The following is a 22,987-nucleotide window of genomic DNA, read 5'->3' on the forward strand; positions in this document are numbered from 1 at the left end:
ATTTCTTATTTTTTGGGCGTTTTAACGGGCTATTCGCTATATCTTTTTATTGTCTTACATTTCGACTGCGCTCAATGTGACAATAAAAAGGATGCCGCTTCTATCCCTAACGCTACTTTGAACTGTTAATTCAATCTTGTTATTAATTTAAAATTCAGTACTATTTACTGCCTACTGCAAACTGAATTACTGCTTACTTATTTTCGCTCCGTTATACAACTTTCCTTCTGCTGAAACGATGTAACTTTCATTGGCGTTTAAACCAGATAAAACTTCTACTTCATTTCCAAACGTTCTACCTAAACGCAACCAACGCAAAATAGCTGTATTACTTTGGCTTACCGTATAAACGCCGCTTAATTGACCGTTGTTTACAATAGCTTCTTTTGGTATTAAAACCATTGAAGTTTCAGCTTTTCTTTCTACAGGAAATTGCACCGTTGTGAACATTCCTGATAGAATTTTTGCATCGGTTTTATCTAAGGTTATCTTTACTAAATATTGCCCACCTGTTTGTGCTGCAGATGTACTTACTTCGGTTACTTTTCCAGAAATAGTTTGGTTAATAGATTTTACATTTACACTTACTTTTATATCTTTTTTTATGTCTGAAATTTCGGTTTCTGGAACCATTGCAACCACTTCAAAATCGCCTGGTGCTTCTATTGAAATTAAAGGCTGACCTGGATTTGCCATATCTCCTTTCTTTACATTTTTGCTTGTAATAACTCCGCTAAATGGTGCAGTAATATTGGTATAAGCAAATTGTGCGTTAATTTCGTTTTTCATTTGTTTTGCGGCTTCAAGACCAGCTTTTGCCATCTCATAATTGGCTGTCATATCATCCATTTCTTTTTGAGAGGCACTGCTTTTTGCAAAAAGTACTTGAAAACGCTCATAGTCTTTTTTAGCATTATTAAATGCTGCTGTAGCTTTTGTGATATTTGCGTTTACTTGTGCTTTTTGCGCTTGTAAATCGGCATTATTAATAGCTACTAACAATTGTCCTTTGCTTACTTTATCGCCAACATTTACAGGTACGTTATTGACATAACCCATCATTCTTGTGCTTAAATTCGCACTGTTTTCGGCTTGAATTTTTCCGCTTACCGCTAAAAATGGACTGTCATTATTGTCGCTAACCTGTGCAACTTTTACTGGAATAGCTGGCGAATTATCTGCAACTTCTTTTTTGTCTTCGCTACCACAACTTGCTATTAGTATTGCGGTTGAAAGAGATAAGATGGTATATAGTTTTTTCATTTTAATTGAGTTTATTTTTTTGTTTGCCTCGAATTCACGAATGTTTTTCTGAGCTAATTTTTATTCATATTTACTGATTACTGCTACTGCATACTGCTAACTAAACACTATTCTTTAGTTAAAAAATTAACGTACGCTAAAGCGTAATTGTACTCAAAAATGGTTTGGTAATATTCTAATTGTTTTTGTGCGTATTGGGTTTCTGCCATCAATAAATCTGATGTTTTTTCTAAACCTTCTTTAAAACGATTGGTACGAATACGAAGTGATTCTTCAGATTGATCTAAAGCTAATTTTGATAGGTCTAATTTGTTTTCGGCATCAATAAGCATTCGTTTGGCTTTATTTAATTCTAACTTACTTTTTGATACATATTGATTGTATTCTAGTTTAGATTTTTCAAACTCGGCTCTACTTTTCTGAGCTTTTCCAAAACGCTTTGATCCTTGAAAAATATCCCAACTTAATTGCGCACCAACTATGTATCCGTTGGCATCTGCTTGAAAGATTTTATCATCATACATTTCGTAACTTCCAAAAGCGTTTAAACGTGGTAAAAACGCCATTTTATCTGCTTTACTCATTGCTTCATAAGCTTTACTTGCTAACTGCATTGCTTTGATATCGCTACGATTTTCAGTAAACGTTTTTAACTCAATTGTACGCACATAAGGTGTTAATGTATCGCTTGGTTTGTAGGTTATAAATGTGTCGTCATTCATTAAAAATGATAAATAATTAGACGCATTTTGCACGTTGCTTTTAGCTTGTTGTAATTGGTTTTTTACTTCGGTAACACGCACTTCTACATTAAGTACATCTGCACGTTGTAAATACCCTTGCTCATAACTATCATCAGCTAATTTTTTGTTTGCGTTAGCAGCTTCTAAAGCTTTTTCTAAAACATCTACAGCTTTGTATGCTAATTGTAATTGCATGTAGGCTTTATCAACTTCAAAAGCAATATAATCTTCTGTGCGCTTTGTCTTTAGTGACATAGCTTCCATTTTAGATTTGGCTGCTTTACGCTGAAATATACCATCTACATTAATTAATGGTTGTTGTACTTCTAGCTTAGTTGCAAAGTTTTGTGTTGTTTCTGGATCGTTTAACAATGCTGGATTAAAATCATTGCTTGTTAAAATTTCTTGATTTAATTTAGAACCAAAAGCCATTAAAGGATTTGTTGTAGAAATACCCGTGTGACTAGCTGTAATATTTGGCAAGAAAATAGCATTGGTCTGTCTATAATCTGCTTTAGCTTGGTTAAATTCTTCTTCAGAAATTTTTATTGATGTATTGTTTTCTGAAACTTGAGTCAAAACTTCACTTTTACTTATTGGTTTTAACTCTTGAGCTTGTGTTGAGGCAGACCAAATAAATACTGATAGGATTGATAAGTTAATTAAATGTTTCATTTTTCAATTTTTACAGATACAAATGTACGTTTAGAAAACACCTATGTCAGTAACATATGTTACCTAGATAAAATGATAGCCTAATGTGACTTTTGTCACATTTAAATTAATCTCTACAATTTATTTTTGTGACATGAAAAAATGGATTTTCTTTTTTGCTGTTAGTTTAAGCGCTCTTATTATATTTAATATGCTAAGAGTCTCTTTTACTTTTATATACTACGAATTAGATCCTATTGGCTTTATTGAAGAGCTTTGCGAAAATAAAGACAAACCAGAATTACAATGTAACGGAAAGTGTCATTTAAAAAAAGTAGCTCAAACTACTGGTGACAAAAATGAGCCTGTTAAAATTGTAAATTTTGAAGAGTTACTTCTATTTAAACAAGACATTACAGGTTATAAATTACAAGCAAACTTTTATAGTTTAAAAAGGGAAAACTTTACTTATCTTAACCTTTATAACTTTAGTTATAAATCTTCCTGTTTTCATCCTCCACAAGTTTAAGTCTACATACTATTATTTTAGTTTTAATACTGTTTTTCAGTATTAAAACCACTGACTTATTACAAATTTTCAAATAAAATTATAAGATGAAAACATTTTATAGTGCATTATTATGTGCGCTAATCACAACCGTATCTATTGCTCAAATAAACCATAAAGCACAAGATACAACTACACAAAAAGTAACAACTTTAGACGAAGTTATTGTAACCGGAAATTTAAAAACAGATCCGATACATACTATTGTTACTAATAAGTATGATGAAACAATTGTTCAACCTAAAAACGTAGCCGATTTATTTAATGATATTAACGGTTTTTCTGTTATTAAAAGAGGTAATTACGCTATAGACCCAAGTTTTAGAGCTAGTCAATACGAGCAATTAAACGTGCAATATGATGGCGGAACTAAAGCAATGCACGCTTGCCCAAACCGTATGGATCCAATAACAACACATGTGATTCCTGAAGAAATTTCAAAAATTGAAATTATTAAAGGTCCGTACACCGTACGTTATGGCGCAACATTTGGCGGTATTGTAAACTTAGTCACTCAAAAACCAAATTATTTAGATAAAGGCTTTCATGGTAAAGCTTCTGCTGGATATGAAACCAACGGAAACTCGATGGTAAACATGCTTCAATTACAATATATTGAAGACAAATATGACATTGTAGGTAATGTTGGTTATAGAGATTTTGGAAGCTATGAAGACGGAAATGGTGTTGAAACTCCTTCATCTTTTAGAAGCACCGATTATGGTGTAAAGTTAGGCTATAATTTTACAGACAATCAACGTTTACAAGCGCATTGGCGTCAATCTTTTGGTCGTGATGTACAACATGCTGCGCTAATGATGGATACCGAATATGATGATAGTAGTATCCTGTCTTTAGATTATAAAATTTCTGATTTAGGTGAAACTGTTAAAAGCTTTTCCGCGAAAGCGTATTACAGCTACGTAGATCATTTAATGACAAATTTTGACAGACCTTCTTTTGCGCGTATGGCGGCAGAATCTTCTGTTGAATCTACAACTATTGGAGGAAAATTAGAATTAAACTGGCAACCAGCAAAAAACCTGACAATTTTTAGTGGTTTGGATGCTATGACCATTGCAAGAGATGGTGGAAGAACCAGAACCATAAAGTTAAACATGATGGGTATGTCACTTGCTATGCCAATGGTGTTTAACGACAAGGTTTGGCAAGATTCTTACATTAACGATTATGGTGTATTTACAGAAGCAAAATGGGCAATTAACCCAACCACAGTATTAACTGCTGGTATGCGTTATGACCTAGTAAAAAGTGATATACAAGATCCAGAAGACGACTTTGCTGCGCGTTACGATTTAGAAGAAAAAACAGATAACAATGTAAGCGGAACAGTCTCTATCAAGCGATTAGTTACAAATAATTTTACGTTAGAAGCTGCTTATGGTCGTGGCGTACGAAGTGCTAATATGATAGAGCGTTATATTAATCATTTTACTGTTGGTCAAGATCCTTATGAATATTTAGGAAACCCAAATCTAAATCCAGAAGTTAACAATCAATTTGAAATTGGTTTTAAAGGAAAAAACAATAAAAACAACTTTAATTACGCGGCTAGTTTTTACTATTCTAAATTCGAGAATTATATAGTAGCAGTTGTTGATCCAACAATTACACGCAAGTATATGCCAACTGCAATGCCACAAGAAGTAAAAGTGTTTAGAAATTTAGATAACGCTTATAAAACTGGTTTTGAAGCTATGGCGAAAGTTAACTTTTTAAATGATTTTTATTTTAAAACTGAATTGGCTTACGTGTATGCAAAAAACAATGATTTAAGTGAATCTTTACCACTTACACCGCCATTAAATAGCACGTTTTCTTTAGGTGTTAATCGTGAAAAATATTGGGCAAAAGTGCAATATAACGTCACAAGCAAACAAGAGAATATTGCAGAAAGTTTTGGAGAAACTACAACAGCTGGTTATGAAACTTTAGATGTAAAATTAGGTGTAAAACCACTCAAAAACTTAACATTAGGTATTGCAGCATTAAATATTTTTGATGAAGCCTATAATAACCACTTAAACTTTAGTTTTACTAATCAAGCTGATTTTGGAAGAACACCTATTACAGAACCAGGACGTAACTTTTCTGCTTTTGTGCAGTATCAATTTTAATAAAAACATGTCCGTTATTTATTAAAAGTTCTTGATACAATTTTTTAGTTCTGCTTCGACTACACTAAGCAAACACTAAAAATCACGTGAACTGACGCTATTTTGATTGCTAAATCATATAGAAAAAGGGCATTTTTAAAATGCCCTTTTTCAATTAAAAACCAACCAAAATCACTGACAACCACGTCAGTTTACTTTTCTTGTGCCGCCATGTCCGCCAGCTACAACAATCATTATTTTGATACTTAAATAGATGAATTTAAAAAATTGTATAATAGGATTCATCATTTTAAAACGCTGATATTTTGATATTCTTTGTGTCATAATCTTAATTTTTTTATTCAGGGATCAACCACCAAAACGGTTTCATTTTTGCTTTGTAAATAAAGGCGTAGTGTAAGGCTAATTTTAACCAATGTCCTGCTAAACCTATATCTCCAAAGGTTTTCCCTAGTTTTCTACCTTGTGTTTTTGGATATTTATTATAATCTGGTACAATTGGGTATGTGGTAATACTTACACCACTTCCTTGAGTCATACCATAACCAGCAGAAGCTATACATGCTGCTCCCATATTTCCCATTGATCCTTTATGGTGTAAAGATTCTTTACCGGATTTTATACTATCGATAATGTTATCTGCTACTAATTTTGCTGTAATACCTGATGGCATACCTGTTCTTGGTGGAGCAGGAAATATATCAGTTCCATTTTTACTTTTTCTAGGTTTAGAAATTGTATGTGGCGGCGCAAATGCAATACCTGGTGCAAAAATATTTTTATAGCTTGGGTTTTGGTACGTTTCTGGCCAATCTTGCACACTCCATTGCTCATAAGGTTTTGGTGTATAATCAGCATCTACAATCATAAAGCCTTTAAATAGCTTGTCTGTAATGTCGTTATCATTTTTATCGTAAGCTTTAAAACCGTGACCTGAAAATGCTGGAATTAACATTGCAAAATCATAAGTTTCGGTTTTGTATTCGCCATCTAAATTTTCGTAGTGCGCTATGCCATCTTCAATTTTATTTACACCTGCTCCTGTAATCCATTTTATATCTCGGTCTTCAAAAATCATTTCTATCATCTCATTAGACTTCATCGTCATGCTTCCGTAACTCATTAACATACCGTCCATACCAAAATCTCCTAATAGAAATTCATTAGATATCCAAGTAATTTCAGCCATATCACGTACTTTATGTCTACGTAACTCTTGTTCTACATTCAAAATATATTCAAATGCAGCACCTTGACAGGTTGATTTGGCATGACCAGTACCTATTAAAATTTTGGCTTTTTTACCGGCTTTCATTTGTTTAATGACTTCATTTAAGCCTTCCCAAGCATGATCTGCATGTGTGTAAGTACAAACTGAATAGATTTTGTTTTGACCAGGTATTAAACCTTCAGTCGCTTCAAAATTAAGTTTTGGACCTGTTGCGTTTATTAAATAATCGTAAGTGACTTTTTCTTGAGTTCCTTTGTTTTCACCTGTAACATATTCGGCTAAAACGTAAGGCTTCTCTTCATTTTTATCACCTTCAGGAAAAAATGAAATGGCTTTTGCTTGTTTATACCCAATACCTTTCTTTTTATATAATGGTGCTAATGGAAATAAGATTTTTTTAGATTTCATTCTACCAATTCCTACCCAAATATTAGAAGGTATCCATTGGTAATTACTGTTAGGAGATACTACTAAAACTTCGTGATCTTTAGATAGCTTTCTTCGTAAGTGTGAAGCTGCCACATGACCAGAAATTCCTGCTCCTAAAATGACAATTTTAGACATTTTGATTCAGATTATGAGTTAGTTACGATTAAAAAGTGAAGTGTATACTTTTTTAATCCTTCTGTAAAGGTAACTTTAAGCTAAAGTTTATACAGTTACTTTTGTTACATAAGATTTTTAATTTGTTTTCCTGTAACTCCAAACTGCCAACCCATTCATTATAAAGGCATATAACGCTGTTTTGATTAGTTGTGGTAAAATGTCATTTATGTTAGAGCCTTTTAGCATGACCATGCGCATTACTTCTACAAAGTATTTAATTGGGTTAAACTCCGTTATGGTTTGTGCCCATTTTGGCATACTTTCTATTGGTGTAAATAAACCACTCATTAATATAAATATAACCGTAAAAAACCAAGCAATAAACATGGCTTGTTGTTGTGTTTCGGTGAAATTTGAAATGAATAATCCAATACCTAATACTACAAAAATATAAATGGAAGTGTATAAATACATGAGTGGCAAACTACCAATCATTGGCACATTAAATATAACTTTTGCCAAGATTAAACCAATGGTTAACAAACCCATTCCTATAACCCAAAACGGAAAGAGTTTTCCGATAATAAACTGGCTTTTTTTAATTGGCGTCACGTTTATTTGCTCTAAAGTACCGATTTCTTTTTCGCGAACAATATTCATTCCAGACAGGAATAATGTAATCATAGTGACTAGTAAAACCAATATTCCAGGAACCATAAAGGTTTTATAATTTAGTGTTTCGTTATACCAAAATAAAGGAATAGTTTCAATATTTACGGGCTGAATTTGCTGGTCTGAAACCTGCATCAAATCCACTTTTAAATTTTGATTAAAACGTTGCACAATCTGTGAAACATATACATTTTCTACTCCAGCTGCAGCACCATCAATTGCGTTAATAGTAACACCTAAAGCATTGTGTTTTTCGTTTTGTAAATCGCGTTCAAAATAATTCGGAATTTCCAAAAGCACATCCACTTCTCCTTTTAGCATGGCAGCACTTGCCAATGCTTCTGAAGGAAAATCGGTTAATACGTTAAAATAAGTTGAGGCGTTAAATTTTTCTACTAAGGCTCTGGAGGTTGATGTATGGTCGTTATCGATATAACCGAATTTGATATTCTTAACTTCAAAAGTGGCAGCATTAGATAAAATGACGAGTTGTAATATTGGTAAAACAAAAATGATAGGAAGCATGCCTTTATTTCTAAAGATTTGCTTGAATTCCTTTTGTATGATGTATAGAATTGTTTTCATTACTCGAGTCTGATTTTATATTTCTTCACACTTAAACCGATGAAAAAGATGGTCATAGCAACTAAAATCAATGTTTCTTTCCATATAAATTGAATGCCAACACCTTTCAGCATAATGCCTTTTATAATGATGATAAACCATTTTGCAGGAATGATATTACTAATGATTTGCAATGGTAATGGCATGCTTGATATTGGAAAAATAAAGCCAGAAAGCAAAATAACAGGAAGCATTAATCCCATCAAGGAAATCATCATTGCTGTTTGTTGGGTTGCCGAAATGGTTGAGATTAATATACCCAAAGCCAAAGCACTAATGATAAACAATATACTTTCTAAAGCTAATAAAAACAAGCTTCCTTGTACTGGCATTTTGAAAATAAAAATGCTCAACAATACAATAACTACTGCATTGATTATGGACAGAAAAATATAAGGAAACACCTTTCCGACAATAACTTGGAATGGTTTTAATGGAGACACCAAAAGTATTTCCATAGTGCCTAATTCCTTCTCTCTTGTTATAGAAATAGAAGTCATCATTGCAGAAACTAACATCAAAATGATGGTCATAACTCCAGGAACAAACATATACACGCTTTTTAATTCGGGATTGTAAACCATTCTTGTTTGTGGAACTGTTTGATAGGTGATTGTGATTTCTTTGTTCAATTCTTTTTGATATTGAATAAGAATGGCGTTTACATAATTACTTATGGTATTTGCTGTATTTGGGTCTGTAGCATCTGTAATTATTTGAATTGTTGCTTTGTGTTCTTTGATTAGATTTTTGCTGAAATCTTTTTCGATATTTAAAACTGCTTTTACTTTTCCTTTTTTGAAAACGGTTTCAATGTCAGATTCTTTTTCAATAAATTGATTGATACTGAAATATTTTGAAGCTGAAATTTTATTGATAATTTCTTCTGTTGTTACATCTTTAGAATGGTCTAAAATGGCGATATCTACATTATTTATTTCGTTAGTAATAGCGAAACCAAACAACATAATTTGTGCTATTGGCATTCCAAAGAGTATAAACAATGAACGTCTATCTCTAAAGATGTGGTAGAATTCTTTTTTTATGAAGCCTATGAATCTTTTCATAATATATTCCCGCGGATTACGCTGATTACCGCAGATTTTTTTTGTTTTTATAGTCCGTTTACTTTTCTGTAAATGCCTTTTGTGATGTCATCGACATTGAAATTCACTAAAATGCCTAACTTCAGTTCTGAAATTTTTAAATAAGTTAGAACTTGTTTATGATGAACTTTTGCTAAAGTTTCTACTGATTTGATTTCGATTATTACCTCATTATTTATTAATAAATCTAATCTGTAACCAATTTCTAATTCAATATCATCATAAAAAATTGGTAATGCTACTTGTCTTTTTACAGATAATCCTTGTTTTTCTAATTCATACATTAAAACGGTTTCATATACAGATTCTAATAAACCAGGACCTAATTCATTAAAGACTTTAAAAATCGCTCCTCTGATGATAAAGGATAATTCTTTTTCTGTTTTTTATTCCATAATTATTTTATTTTTTTCTACCGCTGATTTCGCAAATAAGCGCAGATTTTTTAAATCTATTTTCTGCGTAAATCTGTGAAATCTGCGGGAAACATTTTCATCCTCTTGCTAGTTTTAAAAACACATCATTCATATTATCTACTTCAAACTGCGCTTTTAATTGTTTTGGAGTATCTAAAGCTTCTATTTTACCATTAACCATAATGGAAACTCGGTCGCAATATTCTGCTTCATCCATATAATGTGTGGTAACAAAAACCGTTGTTCCTTGGTTGGCTGCTTTGTAAATCATTTCCCAAAACTGACGTCTGGTAATCGGATCAACGCCTCCTGTTGGTTCATCTAAAAACACAATTTTAGGGTCGTGAATCATGGATACAGAGAATGATAGTTTTTGTTTCCAGCCTAAGGGCAATGCGCCAACGAGTTTGTTTGCTACTTTTTCTAATCCTAATTCCTCAATTAAAATTGCCGATTTTTCTTTGATTCGTTTTCTGGATAATCCATAAATACCTCCAAAAAAAGTAATATTTTCTTTCACTGTTAAATCGTCGTACAAGGCAAATTTCTGACTCATATAACCAATGCTTTTCTTGATGTCTTCAGCATGTGTAAACACATCGAAACCAGCTACATTTGCTTTTCCAGAGGTAGGATTGGAAATTCCTATCAGCATTTTCATAGCTGTGGTTTTTCCTGCTCCATTTGCGCCTAAGAAACCAAATATTTCGCCTTTTTTAACTTCAAAAGTTATAGCATTTACAGCAGTAAAATCTCCAAACATTTTGGTTAAGCCTTCTACTTGTATGACGTTGTTATTCTTCATTTTTTTTAAGCCCTCACAGGTTTTAAAAACCTGTGAGGGCTATTTTTTATTTTGCTAATTCCATAAAGGTATCCTCAATGGTTGCTACTGTTTTATCAATGTTTATGTTTGATAAATTTTTAGATTCTAAATACACTTTTAAATCTTCAGGATTAAAATCTGTTCTATTATCTGTATAATGCACAAATTCGCCAAAAGGGTACACACTATGATTGTGTTTATAAGCATTTAAACTATTAATAAGTTGGTACATATTATTTGCGCTCACGTTATAAATAGGTTTTGGATAATGTTTTACAATCGCTTCTGGTGTATCTATTTCTAAAATTTTCCCATCTTGAATCAAGGCAATTCTATCACACAAAGCGGCTTCATCCATATAAGGTGTGGATACCAAAATGGTGATGTTTTTTTGTTGTAAACGTTTTAGCATGTCCCAAAACTCTTTTCTAGAAACTGGATCAACTCCTGTGGTTGGCTCGTCTAAAAACAACACTTTGGGTTTATGGATTAAAGCACAACATAAAGCGAGTTTTTGCTTCATTCCTCCTGAAAGTTTACCAGCTCTACGAGCTTTAAAAGGTTCTATTTGCACGTAGATATCTTTGATTAACTCGTAATTTTCTTCAATGGTTGTACCGAAGATGGTAGCGAAAAATTCTAAGTTTTCTTCGACAGTTAAATCTTGATATAGCGAAAATTTTCCAGGCATGTAACCAACGCTATTTCTAATGTTTTTATAGTCTGAAACTACATTAAAACCTGCAACTGTTGCTGTACCTTCGTTTGCAATTAGCAATGTTGTTAAAATTCTGAATAGCGTAGTTTTTCCTGCGCCATCAGGACCAATTAATCCGAAAAGTTCACCTGCATTCACATCAAAAGAAATGTCTTGTAAGGCTTTTACGTTTTTGTATGATTTTGATATGTTAGAAATATGAATGCTCATTTATTCTTTAGTTAACCAAATTTCAGCAGGCATGCCTATTTTTAAGCTTCCATCGTTTATTACATCTACTTTTACAGCATAAACCAATGCGACGCGTTCTTCTTTAGTTTGAATTATTTTTGGTGTAAATTCTGCTTCCGAAGCAATCCAACTAATTTTACCATTAAAAGATTTCATTGTATCTGCATCATCAATTTTAACCGTTACTTCTTGTCCGATTTTTATATTGGCTAATTGTGTTTCGCTGATGTAAACGCGTAGTTGCATGGTGTTTAAATCGGCAATTTTATACAATGGTTTTCCAAAAGCAGTAATCTCGTTTGGTTCTGCGTATTTGGTTAAAACGGTTCCGTTTGCTGGATTTATAATTTTACTTTTTTCAATTTGGTCATCTATCTGTTTTAACTGCACGTCAATAGATTTTAGCTCGTTTACCACAGGTGCGTTTTGGATTTCAACACTTCTAATTTGTTGCTTAATAACATCTATTTCTCCGGTAACATCATCTAATTGTTTTTGTGTTCCTGCGTTGTCTTTTATTAAATTTTCTACTCGTGTTTTATTGGTGTTTGCTGTTTTTAATTTAGAATTCAACACAGCAATTTGAGATAAAACACCTTTAGATTTTGAACTAATTACAGCTTTAGAGACTTCTAATTGTTCGCGTTTTAATGTTAGCGGAATTGTATCGATATATCCTAAAAATGTATTTTTTTCGACAATTTCACCTTCATTTACGTCAAATTGCATCAATTTTCCGTTATTTTCGGCAGAAATGGTTATTTCTGTAGCTTCAAAATTTCCGTAACCATCTGCTTTTCCGTTATCATCTCCACAAGACAATAAACTGATTGCTATGATGCTAAATCCTATTATGTATTTGTAGTTTTTCATCTGAATTATTTTATTGACCTTTAATAACATTATAATTAGCTTTTGCGAGTTGTAACTGAATTTTATGTTTTACCAACGTATTTTCATCTTCATATAAATTGGTGAGTTCTGTAATGTATGCTGAAGATGTAATCACGCCATTTTTGAGTTGTGAATCTGTTGACTTGAGAACCTCTTTTCTTAAGTTGATGATTTCTAGATCTGATGCAATAAATTCTTCAATTTTATCAATTTCTTTTTGTTGTTGATTTAGTTGAATGTTTGTATTTAGTTTAAAAATTTCGGTTTCATTTTCCACAATATCTTTATTGATTGCTAAAGATTCACGTTGTTTTTTATTAGAATTCCAATCAAAAACATTCCAGTTCAATTTTACACCAACTGTATAAAAAGGTTGAAAGGAATTATCCAACATATTCAATCCAGGATTACCATAACCACCTGTTGCAAAACCTAGTAATTTAGGTGCGTTTTGCTTAGACAATACATTTTCTGAAGTTGTAATTTCTTCTTTTTTAAGTTGAAATAATTCCAATTCTGGTCTAGCTAAATCGGTTTGTAAATCGGTTTCTACTAGTGGATTTTGAAATACTACAGAATCATTTAATGGTTGACTTATTAAACTAGAAAGCGTTGCAATAAAACTTGTTTTGTTACTTTCAAGTTCTTTAAATTGTTGGCTTAATTTTAATAATTCGGCTTCCAGAACTTTATCGGACGATGGTAAAATAACACCATACTTTATTCCAGATTGTACTTCTTTCAGTTTAACTTCTAATTGTTCTTTTTTGGCGTTTAGTAACAACTCTGATTCTTGTACTAATAAAATTGAAAAATACAATTGATTGATTTGCTGTTTTAATTGATACAAACTGACTTCAACCTGCTTTTGTTTGGTTTTAAGTTGTGCCGATTTTAAATCTAATGTTGCATCAGTTGCACCTCCATTATAAATAAGTTGATTAACAGATAATGTAGCACGATATTGATCTTTGTTTAAAGGTTCTATACCAGCATTTGGAATAGGAATTTCAATCACATCAGACTGATATGTTGCTTGTGCATCTAAACTTAATTGTGGTAATTTTGATGTAGAAACCACTTCTTTATCCAATTTGTTTTGTGCATCTAATAGTTGCGTCTGTTTTGCTAAAGGATAATTCTCTGTCACTAATTGGTAACATTGCTCTAAGGTGATGCTTTGCTGTGCAACACTTGGTAGCGTGATTAAGATTGCGAAAATCACTATTAACTGTTTCATTTTATGTCGTCTTTATGGAATTAATAATAAAATTGGCAACTTCTGTTTTACGATCTTCCATTAGTAATTTATAATTTTTATCATCTGAATTTGTAAATGCCATGATTAAAGGTTTTGCCACAAAAGGGAAAATATTCAGAGCCATTATATTTATAAATAATTGTTCTGCACTAATTGGTTTTATAAGTCCTTTAGCAACGTCTTCATTTACTTGTTTTTTGAATTTTTCAATATTTGGAAAACCTTTGTCTTTTAATTTTAAAATAAAATCTTGATTTCTATTCAATTCTTGAATGATAAAATTTGGCAAATATGGATGCTTTACAATGAATGATATATAGTTAGAAGTAAAGTTTTTAATCTTGTCTTCAATAGAAGAATCATCATTTAAAATGGCGTTTAATTGAGGTGCCAATAATGAAAACGCATTGTTAAAAACCGCTTCAAACAATAGTTGTTTACTTCTATAATAATAATGAAGCATGGCTTTGTTAATTCCAGCTTTATCTGCTATTTCTTGCATTCGTGCGCCATCCATTCCTTTGGATTGAAATACGCTTTTGGCAGCTTCAAGTATCTGTTCTTCGGTATTTTCGTCTTTTGTTTTTTTCATTTTAACTATATGGTTTAACCAAGTGGTTAACAAATGTACAAAAAATAATCAAACACAACTCTGTTTGATTATTTTTAATCTATTTATTTAATAACTTGTATCATCTAACTTTACTTTTCCATTAAACGTTTTGTATAAAAACAAGAAATAAAATGCTAAAAGTGGCGCACCAATTAGTACAATAGTAAGCATGATCCCTAATGATTTTTGTGATGATGCTGCATTGTAAATAGTTACACTATATTCTGGATTTATAGTTGAAGGCAACAACACTGGATACAATTGAAAAGCTACTAACATTAATAAAAATGCCATAATTAATGACGAAAATACTAATGCATAAAAGTATTTCTTTTTAGATACTAATCTTGGCACATTGGCTACTGCTAAAAATGCTAAAATTGGTAATGCGAAAAATATAGGTTGTTCTTTAAATTTATCGGTTACACCGTGAAGATACGTTAACGTGTAAAAAGATGTAACTGCAAAACTGACAATGAAGAACACCATTCCTCTTTTTAGTAAAAAAGATAATCTATCATGCAGTTTTCCTTCTGTTTTTAAAAGAAGAAAAATAGCTCCTTGTGTCATAAAAATGGATAATGTTGTAAACCCAACCATTAATGAATATGGGTTTAAAAACGCAAAGAAAATACCACCTTTATAAATAAAGTTTTCGTGTAATTCAAAACCTTGTAATACGTTACCTAAAACAACGCCAAGTAAAAAAGCTATTAATGTATTTGATGTAAAGTAAATGATGTCCCAAGTTTTTCGCCACCATTTCATTTCTTCAGCACTTCTAAATTTTATAGCAGCAGAACGTAATACCAATAGCATTAAAAACAACATAAACGGAATATACATTGCCGATAACATTGTTGCATACATGACCGGAAAACCTGCAAACAATGCGCCGCCACCAATAATTAACCATACTTGGTTGGCATCCCAAAGTGGACCAATTGCATTTATGGCTATACGCCTACTTATATCTTTTTTTAAAAATAAATGCCATGCGCCAGCACCATAATCAAAACCTTCTAAAATAGCATAACCAGAAAACAAAAGTCCTACTACTAAATACCATAATGTTGGATAATCTATACCTAAAAATGTTTCCATAATCTTCTATTAAGTGTACTTTAAAAATTCATTTGGATTTTCAGATTCATCATAAGGACCATGCTTTATCTTCTTGTTTAATGAGTATAAAAACAGTAAAAATAAGATGGCATAAACCACAAAAAACAAAATTAATGAGAATAGAATTTGATTAGCAGATACCTCTTGAGAAAATGCTTGGCTTGTTTTTAAATGACCATAAACAACCCATGGTTGTCGTCCCATTTCGGCAGCAAACCAACCAGCTTGATTGGCTATTTGAGGCAGTAATACCGAAAATGCAAATATTTTAAGTAACCACTTTTTATCAAACAACTTACCACGCCACCATAAATAACTAGCATATAATGTTAACCCGATAAAAAACATACCTATAGAAATCATGATATGATAAAATTGAAAAACAGCGTTGACTTGCGTCGGTATTTCATCTTCAGGAAACGCATTTAAACCTGCAATAGGTTCGTTAAAATCTTGATGCACTAAAAATGATAATCCGCCAGGAATACCAATACCTGTAACAGTTTTTGAAGCTTGATCAACCCAACCAAACAAATATAAATCGGCAGCAGCAGATGGCTCGTAATGACCTTCCATAGCAGCTAATTTTGCAGGTTGATTTACTGCAACACCATCTGCAGAACTATGACCTGACACTAATTGTGTTAACGAAATTATTGTAGCTACAGATAATGCTATTTTAAAAGCTTTTTTAGAAACTTCTACATACCTTCCTTTTAATAAATAGTAAGCATGAACACTTAAAATCATAAATGCACCAGCTAAAAATGCGCCTTGCCAAACGTGAATTATACGATCTACACTAGATGGATTAAAAACCATTGCCCAAAAATCGGTTACTTCTGCTCTAGCATTTAATCCTTCTCCTACAATATGATAACCTGCTGGTGTTTGCTGCCAACTGTTAGCTACAACAATCCAAACTGCCGAAAACATTGATCCTAAAAAGACGCCTATTGTAGAAATAAAATGTACTTTAGGCGATACCCGATTCCACCCAAAAATTAAAATACCTAAAAAGGTACTTTCTAGTCCAAAAGCAAACAATCCTTCTGCTGCTAAAGCACTTCCGAAAATATCACCAACATATTTGGAATATACAGACCAGTTGGTACCAAATTCAAACTCCATTATGATTCCGGTTGCTACACCAATACCGAAGGTTATGGCGAAAATCTTTAACCAAAAACGAGTTAAAATTTCGTATTCTTTTTTACCGGTTTTAAGATATAAACCTTCAAAAATAACCATGATTAATCCAATACCAATGCTTAATGGCGGATAGATGTAATGAAAAGCAACAGTGAAGGCAAATTGAATTCGGGCTAAGATTTCTACATCCATAATTGTAAGTTTATAACAAAAATACGATACAGATTGTTGGCTATAAGTAACAAATATTACATATTTTAAACTTTAACATTTATAAATAAAAAACCAGTTAAAACACATAAATTTCAACTGGTTTTAAATACTTTTAAATATATCTACATGCTATTTAAACTCCGAAACAGCATCACTTAAATCATAGACCTTAGCGTCATTTTTAAAGTTAGAAATAATACTGCTTCCTGCTGCGCTACGGTATCCACCAGCACAATGAACAACTATTGGTTTGTCTGTTGGTATTTGATTTTCAGAATCTCTTAATTCGTTTAAAGGAATTGATATAGTGTTTTCAAAAAACTTACCTTCTTCTACTTCACTTTTATTTCTTATGTCAATAATTGTGTATTGATTTGGATTATTTTTAAAGTCTGATAAATCTATTTTTTCTGTACTTTCAAAAGATGAATCATCTAAAGTAAGAATGCCTTGCAACTGATCTTCATAACCAATTTTGGCTATACGATGTAATATTTCATCTTTATCTTCAACTGAATTTAAAACCACATAAAATGCTTCTTCTGGTTTGACGATAGATCCTAACCAAGTTTCAAACTTATCATTTTCGGTTTTTGCCATAATATTTATACTACCTTTTAGATGATTTTTTTTGAAATCGGCTTCATTTCTAACATCAATAATTAAGGCGTTGTCTTCAAAACTATCTGCTTTAAATTGAAAGTTTGCTTCTGAAATTGCCTTTTCATAATCTTTTGCGCCCACTTTATTTATATCTACGTTATATCCAAAATATGAAGGAATAAATGGTTGATCTTTTAAAATATGATTGACAAAATCGTCTTCAGATAAATTTTTAAACGCCCAATTTTCTTCACGTTCTCGACCTAAAGTACTTGATGCATCTTTACTCATATTTTTACCGCAAAGCGAACCTGCGCCGTGTGCTGGATAAACAATGGTATTGTCTGGTAAATCGTTAAATTTTGTTTGCATGGTTTGATACATACTTTTGGCTAATTCTTCGCGTTTAGCTTTCATATTTCCAGCTTTTTCACGTAAATCTGGACGACCAACATCGCCTATAAATAACGTATCGCCAGAAAACATCGCATAATCTGCGTTATTTTTTGCAATAATTGTGATACTATCTGGTGAGTGACCAGGTGTGTTTATTGCAGAAAACTGAACGCTTCCTAGGTTAAAAACATCGCCATCATCAAAAGTTTTGTGTGGATAATTAGCACCAACTAATTTACTTACAAAAATGGTTGCGCCAGTTTCTTTATGTATTTGAAAATGACTACTTACAAAATCTGCATGCGGATGCGTCTCGAAAACCGCAACGATTTTTGCATTTTCTTTTTCGGCTAATTTATAGTAAGGTTTTGGATCTCTGGAAGGATCTACAATTGCCATTTTATTATCGCTAATTATTGCATAAGAATAATGCGCTAATGGCTTGTCTTCAAATTGAGTAATATTCATTTTATTTAGTTTTGGTTTAGATGAAAATAAGATAAAAAAAATCGGTCTTAACTTGATGAAAAGACCGATATTTTAAGAGTATTTTATAGGTTTTTCTTTGCTAAATACCAGTCTACTTTTTCAAGAGAATCGTCGTTAATTCTTTCATTTAACTCGTCTAAAGTTTTTGGTGGTCCAACAATTACTTTATCACCTTTTTTCCAATCTAAAGGCATCGCTACTTTGTATTTATCCGACGTTTGAAGTGCTTCTAAAGCTCTTAAAATTTCGTCCATATTACGACCAACATTTAATGGGTAATACATTACAAGACGTATTTTTTTACTTGGATCTATAAAGAAAACCGCACGTACAGCTGCTGTTTCACTTTCGTTAGGTTGTAACATTCCGTAAAGCTTAGATACTTTCATATCTATATCTGCGATAATAGGAAAATCAAAATATACACCTGTATTTTCTCTTACGTTTTGTACCCAACCTAAATGTGCGTGTATACTGTCTATACTTAAGCCGATAAGTTCTGTGTTAAGTGCATCAAATTCTGGTTTTCTTGTTGCAAATCCGCTCATTTCTGTTGTACATACTGGAGTAAAATCTGCTGGATGAGAGAACATAACTACCCATTTATCTTTTGCAAAGTCAGAAAATTTAATTTTTCCTTTAGTAGTTACTGCTTCAAAATCTGGTGCTTGATCGCCAATTCTTGGCATTGTGTTTACTTGGTTTGCTTCTGTGTTTGTTTCCATAATATATTATATTTTAATATTTAAATTCTATTGCATAAAAATAAAACAATAGATTAATTCTATTTGAAACATTTGTTACAAAAGCTGGTTTTTTAACAGAACTTTATAAAAAAAGAGCGCAATTTCTTGCGCTCTTTAACCAAATCTAAATGAATAAAAAAAATTACTCGTTAGTATCGTCATTTTTCTTTCCACCACTCATAAACTTTATGGCAAAGCCTATAAGCGTTAAACAAACAATACCAAAAACAATTATCATTATTACGCCGTTACTCCAGCTATATAGAGATATATTTTGAGATACCATAATTGATTAGTTTAGTCTTTAATTATTACAGTGTAAAGATAGAATTGATTTATCTTAAGAAATATGACATTTATCATTAAAACAAAAAAAGCATCTGAAAACTTTCAGATGCTTAGCACTATTAATTAAGTTGATGAAATTTAAACTTCTTTCCCTTTCATCATTTTGTTCCAGTATAAATAAGGTAATCCATATTTTTTAAGCATCCAAAGTCGCCAATGCTCTTTTTCACTATTAAAAACTAGCATTTGTTTAAGTTTTGGATCTGGAATAAAGTTATTATCATAATCAAATTCGGCTAAAATCATTTTACCATATCCTGTTACTAATGGACAAGATGAATACCCATTGTATGATTTATTTCCTTTTTTACTATGCGCTATTAATTGTAAAATATTATCTGAAACTACAGGTACTTGCTTACGTATTGCTGCGCCTGTTTTTGCTGTTGGCAAAGCCGCAACATCACCTAAACCAAAAATGTTAGCATACGTATTATGTTGTAAAGTGTGTTTATCTACGTCTAGCCAACCAGCTTCATTTACTAGTGGAGAATCTTTAACAAACTTTGGCGCTGTTTGTGGTGGCGCAAGGTGAAGCATATCAAAAGGCATTTCTATAATAGACTCGCCAGACATGATTTCTCTTAGTTCGTTATCTTCATTTATTACACATTTATTTTCGCCAGTTCCAACACCTTTAAAGGTTACAATTTGGTTTTCACCATCAATTTTAATTGGCGCGTAGAATGGTTTAAAATGAATACCGTATCTACTAATTACTTGCATTAAACTTTCTCTAATTTCTTTTACTCCAAAAATAACAGAACCAGGTGTTGCAAACACAACATTAGTTTTATTTTTCAATCCGTTTTTCTTGAAATAATCTGCTGCTAAATAAGCTATTTTTTGAGGTGCTCCACCACATTTTATTGGTGTTGTTGGTTGCGTAAACACAGCATTTCCTCCTTTAAAATTCTTTAACACGTCCCAAGTATGTTTTGGATCTGTATAATTGCTACAAACTACACCTTTTCCTAAAGATTCTGTCAGACCTTCAATTAAAGTTGTGTCCATAACTAAACCAGGAGATACGATTAAAAAATCATACGTTATTGCTCCGTTTTCTTTAGTTTCAACCGTGTTTTCTTCTGGTTTAAACACTGTAGCGTAATCTTTTATCCAATCTGCACCACTAGGCATAACAGATGACATAGGACGTTTTGTTTTTTCAAAATCATATGTACCTGCACCAACTAATGTCCATGCTGGTTGGTAATAATGCCAATCTGCTGGCTCTATTATACCTATGTCTAAAGATTTGTCTTTGGAAAGTAAATTGGCAGCAGTCATGATTCCTCCTGTTCCACCTCCAATTACTAAAATTTGATAGTGAGATTTCATTATTATTTTTATTTAGTGAGTTTGTTAGTTTTCAATCTTGATAAAAATAATAGTGTTTTAAGACAAAAATTGTAACTTTTGTTACATAACCAATAGAATACTAATGTTTTAACAGCTTTAAGCGTAGTTTTTTATCAAAAACTAAAAAACAGTAGTCTCTTTTTCTATTTTATCTATTCTAAAAAATAATTCTCTACCAGCTCTTAGTTGTATTGAGTTGTGAGAATCTTCCATAATGACAATTTTAAAATACGGTTTGAAGTAATTTACGTATTCTTCTTTACAACCTCCAAAAGGTGGCTTATCTGTATTTAAAGGCGCATCAAATAACAATCCAACAACTTTACCATTTTGGCTTAGTAAGTCATAAGCTTTTGCTGCGTAAGCTGCTCTTAAATTAGGGTTTATCGCACAGAAAAAAGTTTGTTCTACAATGAGATCAAAAGTTGTATCTATATCAAAAAAGTTTTCTTGTATTAAGTGATTTTTTGGGAAGTTAGGCACTCTTTTTAAAAAATTTTCTAACGCAGTTTTTGAAACATCTACCACAAAAACATTTGTAAAACCTTGATGGTGTAAATATTCTGCTTCATGACTATTACCGCCGCCAGGAATTAAAACCTTTAAGTTTTTGTCTTCTAACTGATCAAAATAAGCTTTTAGCGGAGGCGAAACTTCACCTAAATCCCAACCTGTATCTTCATTTTTATATCTATTATCCCAAAATTCTTCAGATAAATCCATTAATCTAAATTTGTGATGATGTTAATAATTTCATTTTTTTGAAGTACTCCAGATTGACGCCAAACTTGTTTTCCGTTTTTAAAAATCATAAGTGTAGGTACGCCTCTAACCTGATATTTTGCAGCTAATGCTTGATTTTTATCTACATCAATTTTTATTATAGAAATACGGTCTTTTAAGTTGTCTTTTACTTCTTTTAAAATAGGACTCATCATTTTGCATGGTCCACACCATTCTGCAAAAAAATCTATCAAAACAGGTTTGTCTTGATTAATAATATCTGAAAACTTGCTCATACCTAAACGTTTTTAATTATCAAAAGCGATACTCCAAATACCTCTAACTTGGTCTGTTGTATAACCAATAGCTTGGTCTTCTGGATATAACAAAGTTAACTTTTTTATTATTTCGGGTTTAATATTTTCATTTGGTTTACCATGACATTGTAAACACATACTATTTGTAACGATTGGATAATACACGTGAACTTGATCTGCATCTTCTTTTACAATTGGACTAATATCTTCTTGGTTTGCCAACTGTTTTTTAAAGGTATTGATGTAATCAAGCTCAATAGAGTTTGCTTTATTATTAGGGTTTCTTGGTTTATCTGAAACTCTTTTAATATTAGCATTATGCACAACACTCATACTATCTGTTAACGGATAAGCTTGCTCATTACAAAATGCTAACGCTTCTAAAGTTCCTTTTTTTTGGATGGTTCCCATCAAGTTTTTTCCTAAAACTGCTTTTGTGGTTAATGCATATTTTAAACCACGTTCGCCGTAAGGTAAATCTTGATAGTTAACTTCTGCTTGTTGTTTGTGCATACCTTGTCCCATTCCTTTACCTTTTCCGTTACCCATGCCTTGCCCTTTGTGTTTGCCTTGTTCTTCTTTAAAATGATCTTCAAACCATTCTGGTTGATCAATATCAAAATCAAACATATATTCTGCAATTTGCTTAATATCTTCTTCTGGGAAAGATTGTTTTGGCATGACACCAAAGCGTTTTACAGCACCAAACATTTTTGCATCTTCTTTATTTGGGTTTTTAATCCAAGCTTGCATTGCAGCTACAAAATCTTCTTTTGATGTATCAGAATCTATGTAATGCTTTTTTATTGCAACCATTGGTGGCGCAATCCGATCGTCATGACTAGCAGTTGGACTATGACAAACGTAACAATGTTTTTCCATTAGCTTTTTACCTGGATGATTGTTAGCTTGTAATTGTACTTCTAATGCAGAATATTCTTTCTTTTCTGAATCTTTACAACTAAAAAAAGTGATCGCTAACACTGAAATTATAAGTAACTGTTTCATG

The 22,987-nt window shown here is 32.0% G+C and carries 23 protein-coding genes; 2 read left to right on the forward strand and 21 right to left on the reverse strand.

Annotation, left to right across the window (positions count from 1 at the left end; genetic code table 11):
- Positions 1-186: 186 nt before the first annotated feature.
- A complete protein-coding gene (locus WA327_RS12805; protein ID WP_336070355.1) occupies positions 187-1,263 on the reverse strand; it encodes an efflux RND transporter periplasmic adaptor subunit in 1,077 nt (358 codons plus the stop codon).
- A 107-nt stretch (positions 1,264-1,370) separates the two neighbouring features.
- Complete coding sequence (locus WA327_RS12810) at positions 1,371-2,681, reverse strand: TolC family protein (protein WP_336070357.1); 1,311 nt, start codon at positions 2,679-2,681, stop codon at positions 1,371-1,373.
- A 133-nt stretch (positions 2,682-2,814) separates the two neighbouring features.
- On the opposite strand from WA327_RS12810, the gene WA327_RS12815 reads away from it, so the two are divergent.
- Together WA327_RS12815 and WA327_RS12820 are read left to right on the forward strand one after the other, a co-directional pair.
- Positions 2,815-3,189 carry a hypothetical protein gene (locus WA327_RS12815; protein WP_336070359.1) on the forward strand — a complete coding sequence of 125 codons (375 nt, stop codon included), beginning with the start codon at positions 2,815-2,817 and terminating at the stop codon, positions 3,187-3,189.
- 86 nt (positions 3,190-3,275) lie between these two features.
- Positions 3,276-5,366, forward strand: a complete 2,091-nt coding sequence (locus tag WA327_RS12820) for a TonB-dependent receptor domain-containing protein (RefSeq protein WP_336070361.1) — start codon at positions 3,276-3,278, stop codon at positions 5,364-5,366.
- Positions 5,367-5,552: 186 nt separating this feature from the next.
- On the opposite strand, the gene WA327_RS12825 is transcribed toward WA327_RS12820, so the two are convergent.
- The 19 genes from WA327_RS12825 to WA327_RS12915 form a co-directional block, all read right to left on the reverse strand.
- Positions 5,553-5,690, reverse strand: a complete 138-nt coding sequence (locus WA327_RS12825) for a hypothetical protein (protein WP_165353716.1) — start codon at positions 5,688-5,690, stop codon at positions 5,553-5,555.
- 13 nt (positions 5,691-5,703) lie between these two features.
- Positions 5,704-7,161 carry an FAD/NAD(P)-binding oxidoreductase gene (locus tag WA327_RS12830; RefSeq protein ID WP_336070365.1) on the reverse strand — a complete coding sequence of 486 codons (1,458 nt, stop codon included), beginning with the start codon at positions 7,159-7,161 and terminating at the stop codon, positions 5,704-5,706.
- A gap of 117 nt (positions 7,162-7,278) precedes the next feature.
- A complete protein-coding gene (locus WA327_RS12835) occupies positions 7,279-8,400 on the reverse strand; it encodes an ABC transporter permease (RefSeq protein WP_106678495.1) in 1,122 nt (373 codons plus the stop codon).
- Positions 8,400-9,506, reverse strand: a complete 1,107-nt coding sequence (locus tag WA327_RS12840) for an ABC transporter permease (RefSeq protein ID WP_106678497.1) — start codon at positions 9,504-9,506, stop codon at positions 8,400-8,402. The genes WA327_RS12835 and WA327_RS12840 overlap by 1 nt, the downstream gene beginning before the upstream one ends.
- A gap of 47 nt (positions 9,507-9,553) precedes the next feature.
- On the reverse strand, positions 9,554-9,907 hold the full coding sequence (locus WA327_RS12845; RefSeq protein ID WP_336070619.1) for a GxxExxY protein: 354 nt from the start codon (positions 9,905-9,907) through the stop codon (positions 9,554-9,556).
- Between the two features lie 130 nt (positions 9,908-10,037).
- A complete protein-coding gene (locus WA327_RS12850; RefSeq protein WP_106678499.1) occupies positions 10,038-10,766 on the reverse strand; it encodes an ABC transporter ATP-binding protein in 729 nt (242 codons plus the stop codon).
- Positions 10,767-10,812: 46 nt separating this feature from the next.
- Positions 10,813-11,715: an ABC transporter ATP-binding protein gene (locus WA327_RS12855; protein ID WP_106678501.1), complete on the reverse strand. Its 903-nt coding sequence runs from the start codon at positions 11,713-11,715 to the stop codon at positions 10,813-10,815.
- On the reverse strand, positions 11,716-12,609 hold the full coding sequence (locus WA327_RS12860) for an HlyD family efflux transporter periplasmic adaptor subunit (RefSeq protein WP_336070371.1): 894 nt from the start codon (positions 12,607-12,609) through the stop codon (positions 11,716-11,718).
- A 10-nt stretch (positions 12,610-12,619) separates the two neighbouring features.
- Complete coding sequence (locus WA327_RS12865; RefSeq protein WP_336070372.1) at positions 12,620-13,870, reverse strand: TolC family protein; 1,251 nt, start codon at positions 13,868-13,870, stop codon at positions 12,620-12,622.
- A gap of 1 nt (position 13,871) precedes the next feature.
- Positions 13,872-14,483, reverse strand: a complete 612-nt coding sequence (locus tag WA327_RS12870; protein WP_027879845.1) for a TetR/AcrR family transcriptional regulator — start codon at positions 14,481-14,483, stop codon at positions 13,872-13,874.
- Positions 14,484-14,570: 87 nt separating this feature from the next.
- Positions 14,571-15,608: a cytochrome d ubiquinol oxidase subunit II gene (gene cydB, locus WA327_RS12875; RefSeq protein ID WP_336070374.1), complete on the reverse strand. Its 1,038-nt coding sequence runs from the start codon at positions 15,606-15,608 to the stop codon at positions 14,571-14,573.
- 9 nt (positions 15,609-15,617) lie between these two features.
- Positions 15,618-16,973: a cytochrome ubiquinol oxidase subunit I gene (locus WA327_RS12880; RefSeq protein WP_336070376.1), complete on the reverse strand. Its 1,356-nt coding sequence runs from the start codon at positions 16,971-16,973 to the stop codon at positions 15,618-15,620.
- A 150-nt stretch (positions 16,974-17,123) separates the two neighbouring features.
- The gene (locus WA327_RS12885) at positions 17,124-18,461 is read right to left on the reverse strand and encodes a rhodanese-like domain-containing protein (RefSeq protein WP_336070377.1); all 1,338 of its coding nucleotides are present in this window, start codon (positions 18,459-18,461) and stop codon (positions 17,124-17,126) included.
- An 83-nt stretch (positions 18,462-18,544) separates the two neighbouring features.
- Positions 18,545-19,207 (reverse strand): peroxiredoxin, encoded by a 663-nt coding sequence (locus WA327_RS12890; protein ID WP_336070379.1) that lies wholly within the window; start codon positions 19,205-19,207, stop codon positions 18,545-18,547.
- A 163-nt stretch (positions 19,208-19,370) separates the two neighbouring features.
- Positions 19,371-19,514: a hypothetical protein gene (locus WA327_RS12895; protein ID WP_336070380.1), complete on the reverse strand. Its 144-nt coding sequence runs from the start codon at positions 19,512-19,514 to the stop codon at positions 19,371-19,373.
- Between the two features lie 140 nt (positions 19,515-19,654).
- On the reverse strand, positions 19,655-20,917 hold the full coding sequence (locus tag WA327_RS12900) for an FAD/NAD(P)-binding oxidoreductase (protein WP_336070382.1): 1,263 nt from the start codon (positions 20,915-20,917) through the stop codon (positions 19,655-19,657).
- A 141-nt stretch (positions 20,918-21,058) separates the two neighbouring features.
- Positions 21,059-21,661, reverse strand: coding sequence for a methyltransferase domain-containing protein (locus WA327_RS12905; protein WP_336070383.1), 603 nt, complete (start codon positions 21,659-21,661; stop codon positions 21,059-21,061).
- Positions 21,661-21,957, reverse strand: a complete 297-nt coding sequence (gene trxA / locus WA327_RS12910; protein WP_336070385.1) for a thioredoxin — start codon at positions 21,955-21,957, stop codon at positions 21,661-21,663. Before trxA ends, WA327_RS12905 begins: the two co-directional genes overlap by 1 nt.
- A 12-nt stretch (positions 21,958-21,969) precedes the next feature.
- The gene (locus WA327_RS12915) at positions 21,970-22,986 is read right to left on the reverse strand and encodes a DUF3365 domain-containing protein (RefSeq protein WP_336070387.1); all 1,017 of its coding nucleotides are present in this window, start codon (positions 22,984-22,986) and stop codon (positions 21,970-21,972) included.
- Position 22,987: the final 1 nt, after the last annotated feature.

The organism is Mesoflavibacter sp. CH_XMU1404-2 (assembly GCF_037029465.1).
Lineage (GTDB): Bacteria > Bacteroidota > Bacteroidia > Flavobacteriales > Flavobacteriaceae > Mesoflavibacter.